Genomic DNA, 15,314 nt, shown 5'->3' on the forward strand with positions numbered 1-15,314 from the left:
AACCATGTTACGTGCCCTGACCCTTGTGTTGTCATTTCTGATTGCGTTGCCCTTATCGGCAGCGGAAATCAGTGTGCCGTCTGGGTCGGGGCTCCTTGCCAATGCCATCGCCGGAGCAACCTCCGGCGATGTGCTCACTCTTGAGGCGGGCCTTCACGCAGGCCCAGTTATTATCGATCTTCCCCTTACATTGACGGGCCCGCCTGAGGCCATCATCGACGGCATGGGGCAGGGCACCGTCATCACAATTGATGCCTCCGATGTGGTCATTAAGGGCATCACAGTTATAGGTTCGGGTCTCGACAGCAAGAACCTTGATGCTGGTATCAAAATTCTGAAAAAAGCTGACCGTGCCTTGATTGAGGGCAACCGTTTGCTTGGTAATCTGCATGGAGTTGACGTGCATGGCGGCCACGATGCCGTGGTGCGCGACAACACGATTGAGGGCACGCAAACCCCGCGGATGAATGATCGCGGCAACGGCATCTATGTGTGGAATTCTCCGGGGACTGTTGTTGAGGGCAACTCGGTTCGCTGGGGTCGTGACGGGATTTTTTCCAATGCCTCGCGCAAGGGCACCTACCGCAACAACCTGTTCCGCGACCTGCGTTTTGCCGTGCACTACATGTATACCAACGACTCCGAGGTGTCGGGCAACGTGTCGATTGGCAACCATCTTGGCTTTGCCATCATGTTTTCCAACAATGTCATTTTGCAAGATAACCTGAGCCTGTCGGACATCAGTCACGGCATGATGCTGAACTATGCCAACAACGCTGAAGTGTCGGGAAATTTGGTGCGCGGCGGGGCGAACCGCTGTACCTTTATCTATAATGCCCACAAAAACCTGATCTATAATAACCGCTTTGAGGGCTGTAATATTGGCATCCATTTTACCGCAGGTTCCGAGCGTAACATCCTTACAGGGAACGCTTTTCTCGGCAATCGGACACAGGTCAAATATGTCGGAACGCGCGATATCGAGTGGAGCTTTGAGGGGCGGGGTAATTACTGGTCGGATCATTCCAGTTTCGATTTGAATGGCGACGGCATCGCCGACAGTGCGTTTCGTCCCAATGATTTGATGGACCATCTTTTGTGGTCCCAACCCGCCGTTGCCTTGCTGACGGGGGCACCCGCTGTGCAACTTATCCGCTGGGCGCAATCCAGCTTCCCCGCTACACTCCCCGGAGGCGTGGTCGATAGCGCGCCATTGATGGTCGCGCCGACCATTACCGTTCTCCCCCAATACACCGCGATGGAGGCCGACGCGGCTTCCCGCAGGAATGAAAGTGACTTTGATGACTTCGACGTTAACGATCTCGCAACTCACTAAGACGTTCGGCGGGGTCAAAGCCCTGTCCAATGTTTCCCTAAGCGTCGCCCCGGGCGAGCGCGTGGCGCTGCTTGGTCATAACGGCGCGGGAAAATCGACCTTGATGAAGATGATATTGGGCCTGATTGCGCCCGATAGCGGCGACATTTCGGTCTGTGGCGTGGCGCCTGGCGATCCTGAGGCGCGTTCGCGTGTCGCCTATTTACCTGAGAATGCGGCCTTCCATTCCGCTTTGACGGGGTTGGAGCAGATCACCTATTATATGCGTTTACGCAAAGTGGACACTGCGGGGGCGATGGACTTGCTGGATCGGGTGGGCTTGGCCCATGCCGCGAAGCGACGGATTGGCACCTATTCCAAAGGGATGCGGCAGCGCGTGGGCCTTGCCCAAGCCCTGATCGGTCATCCGACGCTTTTGGTTTTGGATGAACCGACCAGCGGCCTTGATCCTGTTTCTCGTCGCGATTTTTACGAACTTCTGGACGCGCTGGCCGCTGATGGTGCTGCCATTCTGTTGTCGAGCCACGCCTTAACCGAGGTCGAGGCCCGCACCGATCGCTTGTTGATCCTGTCGGGTGGTAAAATGGTCGCCGAAGGGACGATGCCTGAGTTGCGGCGCAAGGCAGCCTTGCCTGTCGCGATGCGTATCTCCGCGATCAACGGGTATGATACGGATATCATGGCTGCCTTGCCCGATGCCGTTCGCGTGAATGGGGCGCTTCACCTGACTTGTACTCAGGAAGAAAAACTGGCCATGCTTGTGCGGATCTCTGCTTTGGAAAATAAGGTTGCGGATGTCGATATTATCCCTCCAAGCCTTGAAGATATTTACAGTTATTTCAGCCGGAGGGATGGCCAATGATTGCCCGCATCCTCGCAACCGCCACCACCGAAATTCACATCGCACGGCGCAATCTCTGGGTTCTGATCGCGGTGTTGCTGATGGTGGTCTTCTCGCTGGTTTTATCGGCAGCGGGTTCGGCTCCGACTGGCGCGCTTGGTGCGGATCGCTTGTCGGTTGTTGTGGCTTCGCTTACGTCCTTGTCGGTTTATCTCGTGCCTTTGGTGGCGCTTTTGATGTCGTTTGATGCGGTCGCGGGCGAGGTCGAGCGCGGCACGTTGCCCCTGCTTTTGACTTATCCGGTTGCCCGTTGGGAGGTTCTCGCGGGGAAGATGGTGGCACATACGGCCATCCTGATTGTCGCAATCCTCGCAGGCTATGGAGCGGCAGCGGTGATTACGATTGCTGCCGATTCAGCCGCTGTTTCGGGGTTGGGTGCATTGTGGCGGTTGACGTGGACGTCTACTTTGCTCGGCGCAACATTCCTTGGAATTGGCTATGCGCTTTCGTCTTTGGCGCGTCGCGCTTCGGGGGCGGCTGGGCTGGCGATCGGGCTTTGGTTGGGGCTGGTTGTTCTGTATGATCTGGGCCTGCTGGCCGCAGTTGTCGCCGACGATGGCGGCACGTTTACCACCTCCGTCTTTCCCTTCGCGCTGCTCGCCAACCCCGCCGATGCGTTCCGCTTGTTCAACCTGACTGCTTCGCAGGCCACCGCTGCTGCGTCCGGTGTTGGCGGTGCTGCCGCCGTTATTCCACAGTGGCAGTCATTGTTTTCTGTGGTGGTCTGGCCGCTATTGGCGCTTGGACTTGCTGCGCTGGCTTTTCGAAAGGTCGAGCCATGAGGACCCTTCTGATCGCCCTGTCGCTCCTCACTTTGACGGCTTGCAAAGAAGAGGTCGTGCAAGACACGACCGCTGTGCCGCTTTCTGAGGAAGCCGTCGGACATTATTGCCAAATGAACCTGTTGGAACACGATGGCCCCAAAGCGCAGGCCCATTTGGCGGGCCTACCGCGTGCGCCGCTGTTTTTCAGTCAGGTGCGTGACGTGGTCGCCTATCTGCGGATGCCTGAGCAAAGCCATGAAATTCTCGCCGTCTGGGTCAATGACATGGGCGCTGCAAGCGCCACTTGGGATGCGCCCGGAGCAACAAACTGGATCACCGCCGAGGAGGCCGTTTATGTTGTCGGGTCGCGTGTGGTGGGAGGCATGGGTGCGCCAGAAATCGTGCCGTTCTTGAAGCCGGAAGATGCAAATAAATTTGCGAAAACCAATGGCGGGCAAGTTATGCACCTCGCAGAAATTCCAGATAGTGCCGTTCTGGCGCCCGTTGTCTTGGATGGCAACACAGATGATGCAGATTTTGAGACCCGCCAGCGCGCCTTGTCGCGCAAACTCGGAGAATAAACCTATGACCAATCGCCGTCGTTTTCTGGCCATCAGTGCCGCCGCATTTGCTTTCCCTGGCTTTGGAGCTGCCCAACCTGTTTACACGTGGGAGGGTGTCGCCCTTGGTGCGCGTGCAACCCTGCGTCTGGCCCACCCCGACGCGCCCGCGATCAGCGCACCGGTGGCGGCGGAAATTTCACGGCTGGAAGATATCTTTAGCCTTTTTCGTGCCGACAGCGCGCTGTCACAATTGAACCGCACAGGCACCCTGCAAGCGCCGCCGTTTGAATTACTTGAATGCCTGTCGCTTGCGGGCGCTGTGCATGTGGCGAGCGATGGTCGATTTGATCCAACGATCCAGCCGCTTTGGAAAAGCTACGCTGAAGCTTCGGCACAGGGGGCGCTGCCTGAAGCGCAAACGCTGGAATTGGCGCGTGCGCTGACGGGGTGGACGAACGTAAATCTCGACACTGACGAAATTGCAATGCGGCCCGGTATGATGCTGACACTGAACGGGATCGCACAGGGCTATATCGCGGATCGTGTGGCGGATATGCTAAGCGCCGAGGGGTTGACCAATATCCTGATTAATACGGGCGAGTTCCGCGCGCTTGGCCAGCATCCAAATGGCGGTGCTTGGCCCGTCAAACTGGCGGCGGGAGGCGAAGTGCCCCTTGTTGCACGGGCTCTTGCCACATCTGCCCCATTGGGAACGACGTTTGATACGGACGCGCAAGTAGGCCATATCCTTGACCCGCGCACGGGTTCGCCGATCCCGCAAAACTGGCGGGAGATTTCAGTTTCTGCAAACTCAGCGGCCCTCGCCGACGCGCTCTCGACAACGGCCTGCCTCTTTGAAACCCGAGCAGAGATCGAGAATTGTCTGGCGCAATTCCAAGGTGTCCGTCTTGAGGCAGCCGCATCCGTTTAACGGGAATGGGGATCAGGCGCGAGGCTCCTCGGTTTGGCTTTGAGGCATTCGCCTTGCGTAGGATTACAGCATTTTGAGACAAAACGGGCGCGACGGGATCGGCGCTCGATGTGGCCGATGGTGATACTATCGTTGACCAGCTTGCCGCTTCAAAGCACCCCATGGGATCCTCGACTTGGCGAAATTTCGCAAGTATGACAGCTCCCCATGTCGCGGGAAGTTTGCGCGCCCGCGTATTTGAATGGTGTCTTCCAATAGAAGGCAGAGCCAGCTCCTCTTCGACGGTCTCCATAAAAAAGTTGCCAAAAAATCGCTAAAACCGTAGTTTCTTCATACGATTGTAAGGATTTGGAAAACTCACGGACCCTGGGGAGGGATTAACTTGACTACATACGCATTTGAAGGCTTCGCCGTTTACTACGACAACTCTGTGGAGGAAGATACGGGCGCTGCCTTTTCGGGCATCACTCTTGAAATTGTGGTTCCGGAATCTACAACTGATTTTAGATATGTAACTCTGCCGCTTGAACCTGGTGAAGATGATGTAACGGAAACCAATGTTGATACCCACATCGACGATTACACAGTGCGTATCAACGGTGATACAGTCTTAGAAGATAGTGACTTCTACGAGGGTATTTTTGAGGTCAAGTGGCTGGATGGCGGCGTTGCACGCTCTACCATCGTCTATATTGCCGACTTTCGGAATGTGAATGTACCAGGCCTTGGGGTCGTCGACCCCCAGAATATTTTTGTTCTCTCAGGGGACGCGTTCCCCGCGTTTACATCTCTCCAAGAGGTGCAGGATCTTTTGGACAATCCGAATACCGAGATTGTGATCCCAACCGGTGCCTTTGCTCCAGGAGCAACAATCCAACTCAGCAGTCTTGACGCTGTTGTAACCGAAAATGACATCATAACGGGCGACAACGATGTCAACACGTTCGCTGGTGGCGGTGGCAATGATCTTATCGAGGGACTTGGCGGCGATGACCGTTTGTATGGAGGCAACGACCACGACCGTCTGAATGGTGGCACGGGGGCTGATGTGCTCAGTGGCGGGAATGGCATTGACCGTGCCGAGTACTCGGATGCAACGGCATCGGTACGCGCGGATCTCGCGTATAGCGGTAACAACACTGGCGAAGCTGAGGGCGACACCTATTTCTCCATCGAGAACCTGCTGGGATCCTCTTACGGCGACATTTTGGCGGGCAATAACGCTGCGAATAGTGTTTTCGGCGGCAATGGCAACGATTTTCTGATCGGACGTGGCGGCAATGACAATCTGTACGGTGGTAACAACCACGACAGGCTGAATGGTGGCGCAGGAGCGGACGTGCTCCACGGCGGTTATGGTATTGATCGCGCGGAGTATACGACGGCATCCACGATGGTGCGCGCGGATCTTGGCTATAGTAGCAATAACACAGGTGAAGCGGCGGGGGATACTTACGTATCCATCGAGAACCTACTCGGGTCTGGATACGGAGACATTCTCGCGGGCAATAACGCTGCGAATAATGTTTTCGGCGGCAATGGCAATGATCTCCTAATCGGACGTGGCGGCAATGACGGTCTGTATGGTGGAAACAACCACGACAGGCTGAATGGTGGCGCAGGAGCGGACGTGCTCCACGGCGGTTATGGTATTGATCGAGCGGAGTATACGACGGCCACTACGATGGTGCGTGCCGATCTTGGGTATAGCAGCAATAACACAGGTGAAGCGGCAGGGGACACCTACATTTTGATCGAGAACCTGCTGGGATCCACTTACGGCGACATTTTGGCGGGCAATAACGCTGCGAATAATGTTTTCGGTGGCAATGGCAACGATTTTCTGATCGGACGTGGCGGCAATGACGGTCTGTATGGGGGTAACAACCACGACCGTCTGAATGGCGGCGCAGGGGCTGACGTGCTCCACGGCGGTTATGGTATTGATCGCGCCGAGTATACGACGGCCACAACCATGGTGCGCGCTGATCTTGGGTATAGTAGCACCAATACGGGTGAAGCGGCAGGGGATACTTACGTATCCATCGAGAACCTGCTGGGGTCTTCCTTTGACGACTTTCTCGCGGGGAACAACGCGGCGAACTCCCTTTTGGGCGGCAATGGCGACGATCTTTTGGTCGGGCGCGGCGGCAATGACCGCCTCTATGGTGGTAACAATAACGACCGTTTGCTTGGAGGCACAGGCAATGACTATCTCCAAGGCGGTCAAGGCGCGGATGTCTTTATTTTCGACGCGAACTCCGGTGTTGACACAATTTCCGATTATGACGCCCTTGATTTGATCCGTATCCAAAACGGTGCAGAAACCATGGCGGACTTCACATTCACCGACACAGTTGAGGGGCTGCTGATTGAATTTGGCAGTGTAGATATTTTCCTGAGCGGTCTGGACCGTGCGGATGTGAATGCAAGCGATTTTGATTTCGTCTAACGCGTGGAACTAACGGGGCGGGTACTGCGATGATGCGTGGTGCCCGCCTTCTTTGCGGGGTCAAAATGTGCGTAAAAGCGAGACGCATGACAGGACCGCTCGGCGTTATATTTTTGCGCGAATGAGGCGCGGGCACGCAATCGGTTGTGGTTGCGCCTCGAGTATGACGCAAAATATGGCCAAATGGCTGCGTGTTTGGAAGCGCCGCTTGGCTGGAGAATACCCGTTTCATTTCGTTTTACAGCGTCCAAAAAGGGGTTGATTCTGCTCCCCCAGGCGTCTTCTCCCCGCGATCAAGTGTGTGATGTTGGCTTTCGAAATTTTATGGCTGCCGCACTAAAACCCCCCAAAAGTCACCAAATAGTCATACATTTCGGCGAACCTTTGCCAGATGCGAGTGTGTTTGGAAAATGGCTGGACGTAAGTCTGTGACGGGCTATGAGTGCCCGCAAGAACACAAATTCGCCTCAAGGCGGAACATACAGGCTTAGGAGCAGTAGCATGTCCAATACATTTGCGGCCTTTTTGGTCGCATTGAAAATGATGGAATCCGGTGGAGACTATCAATCTGTAAACTCGCTTAACTTTTTGGGAGCCTATCAATTCGGCGAAGCGGCCCTCACTGATCTTGGGTATGTCCGATACGACGGCAACGCCTATGATAACAACTATAGTGGTGGTTTCACGGGCAAAGGCGGGGTCCGATCAGCCAAAGATTTCCTCTCCAACAAAAAAGAACAGGATCGCGCGGCAAAGGCGTGGATGACGCTGATGTGGGACTATATCGAGCTTCACAAGATCGCGCATTATAAAGGTCGCAATGTTGGCGGCTCAAAACTGACGGCGAGTAGCATGTTGGCGGCGTCGCATTTGTTGGGCGCGGGTGCTTTGAAAGAATACATTCAATCGAATGGTAAGGCCGATTTGCGCGATCCGTATGGCACGCCGCTCAAAAAATATATCAACAAATTTAGCGGCTACGACGTTCGGGTCGCCTCGCGCTAATCGCCCCCTTGTTTTGGACCTCGTCGCGGAGCATATGGGCGATAGCGGTCAGGATGATGCCGTTTGTGTTGACATCGCTGTAGAGATACATCGGTTTGTGGTCTTGGGCGAAGATACCAGCCGAGAACCCTTGTCCCTCAATTCTGGCTTTGTCGCGAATGAAGGCCACTAACTTCTGGGAATAGGGGTGGGGAACCGTCGCGGCCCAAAGATACGCTGATTTGGAGCTGATAACCTCCGCCTTGCGACGAAATGCGGGTGTTTGAAACTTGCTTGAACTGGAGGTGAAGGCAACAACCCAGCTTTCATCCAAATCCCTATCAAAGCGGACACCTTGATAGGAAAACCACGGCGAAAAATCCAAAAGCGTCTCAGAGGCACATTTCAACGTGCCCGTTTTTTCATACCACCTGAGTTGCGCGTCAAACAACACGCGCGCCAAATAGGCCGTTGGCTCGTCTTTTCCTAGCTCGATTTCCTGCAAAAGGGCAGGTTCCGTACCAAAATGCCCAATAGATGCGGCGGTATAAAGGAAGTTTATCTGCTGCTCAGTTTTGGAACCCTGCCTGTCGTCGGCATAGGGCGAGTCAATTTCCTGACCTGCCATAGCATACCCGAGCCGCGAATACTGGGTGCAATGGGACAGGTATTTATCGACCAATTTCCCGTTGATGTAATCATAGGGATGACCGTCGCGCACAATACGGTTCAGGTCCCAGCCATCCAAAATACGCTGCACGGTTTCTGGCGCCGCCAAACCGTCCTGTTTTACAGCAAAAAGCGCGACCAAGAACCGTCCCGCATCACATGCGTCGAAATCCTCAGAAATACCGCGCCCCGTCTCTGTTGACAGTCTTGCAGGCGGCAATCGCGCGCCATCGATTGTCACAGGCGGTAAGTTCGCCAGTACTGTTTCAACGCGTTCGGTTGCGTTTTTACGGTCGATGATACCAAGGGAGCATGCGGACATAATACCACGCAACTGACTGGCAATGTCCCACATCGTGGCGTCGCGGTTCACGCGGCCACCAGATCCGCCCTTGGCTGTGCCCGCACAAAGCCCCGTGGTTGAATGGGAATACCGTTCAATATACTGCCAAGCCAGCGCCGCATCTTGCAGCAACTTTTTACGTTCCTCCGCGACTGGGGGGGCGACGGTTGGGGGCAAGGTTGCCAGCAAGCGCCGCGTTGATTGGAGGTTGCTTAAGATCGGTTCAGACGCAAAAAGATAGTCAACCATACCGCTGACCGAGCGAAGTTTGGCACGGCCCTCATGGCGCATCGTGGTCAAGCGATGGATGAGAGACGCCCGCTTGATATACGTTGAAACATTTTCGGGCGTGATGACAATCGTCATATCTGCGACGGGGTTCAACGGCAGAAGCGTTTGCGCTGGCATGTCGGGAGCGCCGTGACTGGCAATTTGGTACCGACCGTCGGGGCGCAGGCCAAAATAGGCATTCGGCGTTTCTGGCGGCAACAGAATGATCCGCGTGTCTGCCGAAAGAGGCGCGCTGTCGCCTTGCGTAAAGTGTATACACTTGGTTTGAATTTCATGCGAGGCGGTCGCAGGGCAGGGGCTGAAGGCGTCCTTGTCAAAGCGCGTGAAGGGGATGCTCGCCGCCGTAAGCTCTTGTTCAAACGCATCAAGCGCATCATTTGATAGCGGCGTTTTGTTCTCTATCAAAGCAAGGCTTAAGCTTGAGGCGGGGTAGGCGTCGGTTTGGAGCAAAAGATCGGTGGGTCGCGAGATAAAGAACCTGCCGGAATTGTTCGCGTCGGCGAGCTTCATGGCGAGTGCGGTCAATTGTTCCACCACGTCTTTTTCAGGCAATTTGGAAGCAACATCGACGGGAATACATATAAGGCCGCCCGCGACCGTGTCCTCACTTGCGGACGTCCCAGATGCGCGCGCGTCCGAGGCCGAAAATTTGAAAAAGGTCCCGCCACTAACGACGATTTGCTCTCGGCCCATCGCGTTAATATCCGGTGCCTTCTCAGAGATGAAAGGTTGCAAAAAGACCCGAAACCCAGAGCCACGAAAAGCGGCGTGATCCAGATCGTCGTCTGGAAAGGGGTCATAAAGCGTCGTGACATTGGACCCGAGCACGTGAAGCGGGCTATCGCTGGGGCCGGTTGTTAGGTTGGCGCGTAACTTCGCCGCGGTGCGCATTTGAAAGTAGCGTCGATCACTTGCGCGTCGCGGCATTTGTGCTGCGACTTCAAAAAGTCCAGCCTCTGTTTGGGCAAGCGTTTCGACCAGCCGCCCGACAGTCGAATCGAAACCCCGCCCCTCGGAGAAGTCTAGAGCGCAGCAGATTGGAAGCCCCCGCGACATGAAAAGTTTTGCGAGCAACTCCACCAAATGCGAGGAGGTTGTCTCTGATACTCCAACCAAGCAAATAGTCACAGAATGCGCTACATCTTGCGCATGCGCACCTGTGCCAACCCTAAATGAAGGCACGATAGACACCCCAGCGGAGGCCATGAAATTACGTCGATTCAGCATAAATTAATTTCCAGGAAATCTATTCATATTGATTTATGTCATAAATTCAGTTATTTATGCAATATATTGTAGCTGAATATATTGCGATAGCGCCAACAGCGGCGCACTCAGTTCATTGCTTTTCTAGACTAACTCATTTTCAGGCATTGTCTGGGTCGCGGGATTAAGTCCTCGGGGGGGGTATTGGGTGCGGAAAATGTTGTTTGAAGATAGGACAGGCACGCGCGTTGTCCTTTGGAGGGGTGTCGTTGCGAGCCTTCTAATTGGGCTTCCACTGTGGGCCGGCGACTATCTGTATCGAATTTATAATCTGCCCACATTACCACATGTCGTGGCTTCTAGCACAGAACAACTTGATCCCGATCTTTCGGGCTTGGGGCAAGAGGCTTGGTTTGAAAGCCGCCTTAAGCCCGAAGTCACAGAAAATTGCCAGCGTTCAGCAAATGGTGCGCGCAAGGTCTTTGGCTATCTTCCAGCGAACGATCCGCGCGCTTTATCTGGATTTTGGCAGCACTGCTCCGACTTAGACGCGGTCATCGCAGAAAGTTTTGTTTTTGACGCGCACAGCCAAGGTCTAACATCCGTTGGTCAGGATTATTTTACGTCGAAGCGAGATGTGCAATTGCCAGAGGTTCTGCTGTCCATCAAGCCGCAGTCGAGCGAATTGGAGCAAGGTTTTGAACGGTTCCTTATGGACCAGAAAAAACGCGCAACCTTGGTGGATAAACTCGCGTTGGAAACCGCTGGTCGCACCTTTGCGGGGCTGTGTTTGGATCTGACAGGGTATCCCGCGCTCGCCTCCGATGGGCTTGTCGCCTTGCTTGATGAAGTTGCTTCCATGCGGGAGGGGAGCGACACAAAAACCTGTCTCATCGCAGGTGCGGATGCGGCGCTTTGGCAACGCAAGGACTTGATCGACGCTGTGGATTTTGGAGTCGTTCAGGGCTTCCAGACGAATAGAGCGGCCTTCACACCCATCGCCCCCGCGGACTGGTTCGCGCCGGCAATGGCCGAGGTGTCAACGCATCTTCCTGTCGAAAAACGGGTCATTGCCCTTGGAGCGTTCGGGGAACCGTGGCAGACGGGCCGTGCCACCAGCCAAACCGTTTCCTACAGTGAGGCGCTGTGGATGACGAACCGATTTAAGGGCAATGTTGGCGAAAACCTTCAACTCGGAAACACGTATCTTCAATTCGTAGACACAGACCGGCAACGAAACCGGATTTGGCTTTCTGATGCTGTGTCGCTCTACAATCAGATGCGCGCGTTGGAAAACGACCAGACCGTCGCAGTTTGGCCGTTAGGGTATGAAGATCCAGCGATTTGGCCGGTTTTGTCGGCACCAGTCGAGAGTGATGCGGCGCGCAACAGTTTGTCGAGGCGCATTTCCCTTGAGGACAGCTTGATCCATATCGGCCGTGGCGTTGCGGTTATGGAGGTCGTGAATGCCACCGTGGGAAGGCGGAAAGTCACATTCGACGGGTCCGGACGTGCGATCACGCAAACCTATGAAACACTGCCGACCCCTGCAATACTGCGCCATGACGTACATCCCAATGACACGCAAGCGCTCGTGACGTTCAACGGTTTTGGAGGTGAAAGCGACCTCAATACCTTGCTTGGTGTTTTGCACGACAACAATATCAGCGCGACCTTTTTCCTAAGAGATCGCGGGCTGCTTGATATTGGGGCCAAACTCCCTCATGTGGAGGCGCTTGGCCACACTCTTGGTACAATTGTCAGAAGCCTTGCTACGGCAGGCCCATTTGAAGCCGACCTAGAACAACTGGCCAATAATAAAGCGCAACATGTCTTGGCCCATCTAACCGGACACCGCACTACGCTTATTCGCAACGCGGGCCAACCCTTTGATATGCCATCAACCCGAAAGGAACTCGCAATAACGCGTGCGTGGGTTGCGCAAGATTTCATTCCAATATCCAACGGAGCCGTATTCCAAAATCCCGAGACGGATCGCGCAGGCTTTGTTGCCCAACTTCGCGAAGCAAGTCTCACAGGCCATCCGGCGGTTATGTCGTTTGACCTGACAACCAAATATGCTGCGGAGCTTATTGCAACTCTGCCGGACCTGTTTGCCGATTTGCGGCGGGACGGGTTCACGTTTGCGCCCTTGGCCGAAGTTGCTAACCTTGGTGCGGCGGAAATAGCTCCGCTCGATCCGATTTCAAAGAGGGCGCGCGACACGGTCACCTATCGCCTTCTCAACTTCTGGTATTTTGGCCTGACGACAACCTTTCTTGTCTTGCTCGTTTTTGCGATTGTCAGATCGTTGATTTACCTTGTTTTGGCTTTCTTTCGCAAACCTTCGCCACAGCGTGACCCTGAATACCTTCCGGGGATTACAGTTGTGGTGCCAGCCTATAACGAGGCGAATGTTATTGTACGGAGCGTTTGGTCAATTCTGGGCTCGAACTATCCCAACTTTGAAATCATCGTGGTGGATGATGGCTCGTCCGACGGAACCTATGATACGGTCAACGCGGAGTTTCACAATCATCCACGCGTCAGGATCATCCGGCAAGAAAACGGCGGCAAATGGCAGGCCGAGAACCACGCGTTGCAGTATATCAAAACGCCCTTCTTTGTGGGGGTGGATGCCGATACTATTTTAGATCCTGATGCTCTAGGTTGGTTGGTTCAGCACTTCAAAGACGAGCGTGTCGGAGCGGTGGCAGGCTTTGTGGAGGTCGGCAATCGAAAGGGGTATCTGACGTCCTGCCAAGCGCTGGAATACCTCGTTAGCCAAGCGGTCACGCGGCGCAGTTTCGAAACCATCAACGGTATTTTTGTTGTGCCCGGTGCGATCGGGGCTTGGCGGGTTGCGGCAGTTGAGGCCGCAAATAGGTATTCGGGCGATACAATCACCGAGGATGCCGACCTGACGGTTGCGGTGCATCGCGCCGGTTATACCGTTCGTTTTCAAGAACAAGCGCGCGCCTATACTGAGGCCCCCGAACAGACTAAAGCTTTCTTGAAGCAACGGCGGCGCTGGACGTTGGGGATGCTGCAAACCTCGTGGAAACATTGGCGCTCTATTCCAGAACGCCGTGCGATTGGGCTTGTGTCGATTATGGACGCGATCTGGTTTAGTCTGTTGACGAGTATGGTGTCGCCCTTCGTCGATTTGCTTTTGCTCAGCATCTTGGTCAAGACGGTGATTGAATACAGCCTGCATGGAGCGCTCAACGTTACAGGATTTCCAACCGTGGTCTTGATCAGCTATATTGTCCTTGTGGCTATCGACATGGCCTACACTCTTACAGCGTTCTGGTTTGAACGAAAGTTCGACCTAAAACTGCTGTTGCTGACAATTATCCTGCGTTTTGGGTACCGGCAACTGATCTATTTTTCGTCCTTTCAAGCGATCAGAGACGCGTTAACTGGCCGCTTGCCCGGCTGGCAAAAACTGGAACGCACAGCTTCCCGACTAAGCGCCAACCTAAATTTGGTGAGCCCGGTTCTTGTGAGCGTAAAACAAACAGACTCGGGTCGGAAAATGAGAACTTAAAACCTGCCAGTTGCGTTGCTGAACGAAAGTGGTTGCGACGAAATATCGTCCAGAGATTGACGGACTGCAAGCCATCACAGTTCTCGCGGTCATTGTTTATCATGCTGATACGACATTCTTGAGGGGAGGGGGCCTTGATCTCGCAATTAATCATAGAAAATTTGAGCCTCGGACGATTTACCTTCTGGAACTTCCATACCGGTTGCCACGATTTTATCGACATTAGGTCTGTTCGCCGTCATTTTATCCCTCGTGCTGCTTAACGCCTCTACGCTGCCCTTAGTTGCGGGTGCTTCCGTGATTTTAGTGTTTGCAGTTGGCAACACCCCAATCGCACCTCTTTTGTCGTGGCGACCATTGGTTGCTATGGGGCTGATCAGTTGCAGCGCGACTGTACGATTCAACTCCCCCAGTCCCCCGACGTTTTCGGATTGATTGCCTTGTCGATCTTGGTGGCGCCGTTCACCTACCACTTCGTTGAAATACCCTTCCGAAAACGTAACAAAAGGGCCGTGATATCCTTGCGCGGGCGTATCTCTTGCCGTCGTCGGTGTCGTGTTGGCAATTGGGGTTAACCAATCCACACCGCGACCCACCAGCGTTTCCATCCCGCGAGCGCCGCCGAAATAGACTTTTTGCGGACGTTGGATCCCGAGATTTCGGTCTTATAACTTGAGAATTTCCTGCGCCCGAATGGCGTGTGTGACACAATGATCGGGTCGACTTCTATGTTTCGCGATGAAGGGCATCTTTCAATCGAAGGATCGCGCTATCTCGGGACGCATACTGATTTCATGCGTAAAATCATTGCTAAATCCAATCTAAGGTATGGAGCTTAGGAACGGGGAAATATTCGAATCGATGCCAGCTATAGGAAAAGTTTTTCCATGAGGTCAGAAGTGGCCAAACCCAAAAGAATGGCATGTGAATTCAAGAAAAAGAGGCCCGTAAAATTTGAAGCTTAGAGGCGCCGTGCAAATTATATTTGTAAGACAACTTGTTCTAATGTATGGTTCTTTAATGCCACACACAACATTAGATTACGTTTCTCTCTTCCTGATTTTCTTCTCAATCCTTGTGATTGTCGTGGGGATTGTTGTCGTCCATGAAATCCCGGGTAAAGTCGCAAAAGCGCGCAATCACCCACAGTTGGATGCGATCAAGATCACCAGTTATTTAGGCTTGCTGGTCTTTCCACTATGGATGCTCGCCCTCATCTGGGCCCATTTCCGCCCTTGGACCGTTTCAGGTCTTGAGGGGACTTCCGACAGTCCTCCGCCGGAACAGAAATAGCCTCCCCGCCAACGACCCCTTCTTCATACAA

11 protein-coding genes are annotated in these 15,314 nt (G+C 54.1%); 9 read left to right on the forward strand and 2 right to left on the reverse strand.

What is annotated here, in order from left to right:
- The first annotated feature begins 4 nt into the window (after nucleotides 1-4).
- The 7 genes from AB9F27_RS01400 (at nucleotide 5) to AB9F27_RS01430 (ending at nucleotide 7,952) form a co-directional block, all read left to right on the forward strand.
- Nucleotides 5-1,336 carry a nitrous oxide reductase family maturation protein NosD gene (locus AB9F27_RS01400; protein ID WP_369757461.1) on the forward strand — a complete coding sequence of 444 codons (1,332 nt, stop codon included), beginning with the start codon at nucleotides 5-7 and terminating at the stop codon, nucleotides 1,334-1,336.
- Nucleotides 1,302-2,198 (forward strand): ABC transporter ATP-binding protein, encoded by an 897-nt coding sequence (locus AB9F27_RS01405; protein ID WP_369757462.1) that lies wholly within the window; start codon nucleotides 1,302-1,304, stop codon nucleotides 2,196-2,198. The genes AB9F27_RS01400 and AB9F27_RS01405 overlap by 35 nt, the downstream gene beginning before the upstream one ends.
- Complete coding sequence (locus tag AB9F27_RS01410; protein WP_369757463.1) at nucleotides 2,195-3,019, forward strand: ABC transporter permease; 825 nt, start codon at nucleotides 2,195-2,197, stop codon at nucleotides 3,017-3,019. Before AB9F27_RS01405 ends, AB9F27_RS01410 begins: the two co-directional genes overlap by 4 nt.
- Nucleotides 3,016-3,582 (forward strand): nitrous oxide reductase accessory protein NosL, encoded by a 567-nt coding sequence (locus tag AB9F27_RS01415; RefSeq protein WP_369757464.1) that lies wholly within the window; start codon nucleotides 3,016-3,018, stop codon nucleotides 3,580-3,582. The genes AB9F27_RS01410 and AB9F27_RS01415 overlap by 4 nt, the downstream gene beginning before the upstream one ends.
- Nucleotides 3,583-3,586: 4 nt before the next feature.
- Nucleotides 3,587-4,495 (forward strand): FAD:protein FMN transferase, encoded by a 909-nt coding sequence (locus tag AB9F27_RS01420; RefSeq protein WP_369757465.1) that lies wholly within the window; start codon nucleotides 3,587-3,589, stop codon nucleotides 4,493-4,495.
- Between the two features lie 382 nt (nucleotides 4,496-4,877).
- Nucleotides 4,878-6,947, forward strand: a complete 2,070-nt coding sequence (locus tag AB9F27_RS01425; protein ID WP_369757466.1) for a calcium-binding protein — start codon at nucleotides 4,878-4,880, stop codon at nucleotides 6,945-6,947.
- Nucleotides 6,948-7,448: 501 nt separating this feature from the next.
- On the forward strand, nucleotides 7,449-7,952 hold the full coding sequence (locus AB9F27_RS01430) for a hypothetical protein (RefSeq protein WP_369755588.1): 504 nt from the start codon (nucleotides 7,449-7,451) through the stop codon (nucleotides 7,950-7,952).
- Here AB9F27_RS01430 and AB9F27_RS01435 read toward each other — a convergent pair.
- On the reverse strand, nucleotides 7,918-10,461 hold the full coding sequence (locus tag AB9F27_RS01435; RefSeq protein ID WP_369757467.1) for a DUF3131 domain-containing protein: 2,544 nt from the start codon (nucleotides 10,459-10,461) through the stop codon (nucleotides 7,918-7,920). The genes AB9F27_RS01430 and AB9F27_RS01435 overlap by 35 nt on opposite strands.
- Before the next feature lie 196 nt (nucleotides 10,462-10,657).
- On the opposite strand from AB9F27_RS01435, the gene AB9F27_RS01440 reads away from it, so the two are divergent.
- Nucleotides 10,658-13,990 (forward strand): glycosyltransferase, encoded by a 3,333-nt coding sequence (locus tag AB9F27_RS01440; protein ID WP_369757468.1) that lies wholly within the window; start codon nucleotides 10,658-10,660, stop codon nucleotides 13,988-13,990.
- A gap of 146 nt (nucleotides 13,991-14,136) precedes the next feature.
- Here AB9F27_RS01440 and AB9F27_RS01445 read toward each other — a convergent pair whose 3' ends face one another.
- Nucleotides 14,137-14,598: a hypothetical protein gene (locus AB9F27_RS01445; protein WP_369757469.1), complete on the reverse strand. Its 462-nt coding sequence runs from the start codon at nucleotides 14,596-14,598 to the stop codon at nucleotides 14,137-14,139.
- A gap of 412 nt (nucleotides 14,599-15,010) precedes the next feature.
- On the opposite strand from AB9F27_RS01445, the gene AB9F27_RS01450 reads away from it, so the two are divergent.
- Entirely contained in the window at nucleotides 15,011-15,283 is a 273-nt protein-coding gene (locus AB9F27_RS01450; protein WP_335583471.1) for a DUF3302 domain-containing protein, read from the forward strand.
- Nucleotides 15,284-15,314 lie beyond the last annotated feature (31 nt).

Source organism: Falsihalocynthiibacter sp. CO-5D18 (assembly GCF_041205445.1).
Classification (GTDB): domain Bacteria; phylum Pseudomonadota; class Alphaproteobacteria; order Rhodobacterales; family Rhodobacteraceae; genus Falsihalocynthiibacter; species Falsihalocynthiibacter arcticus.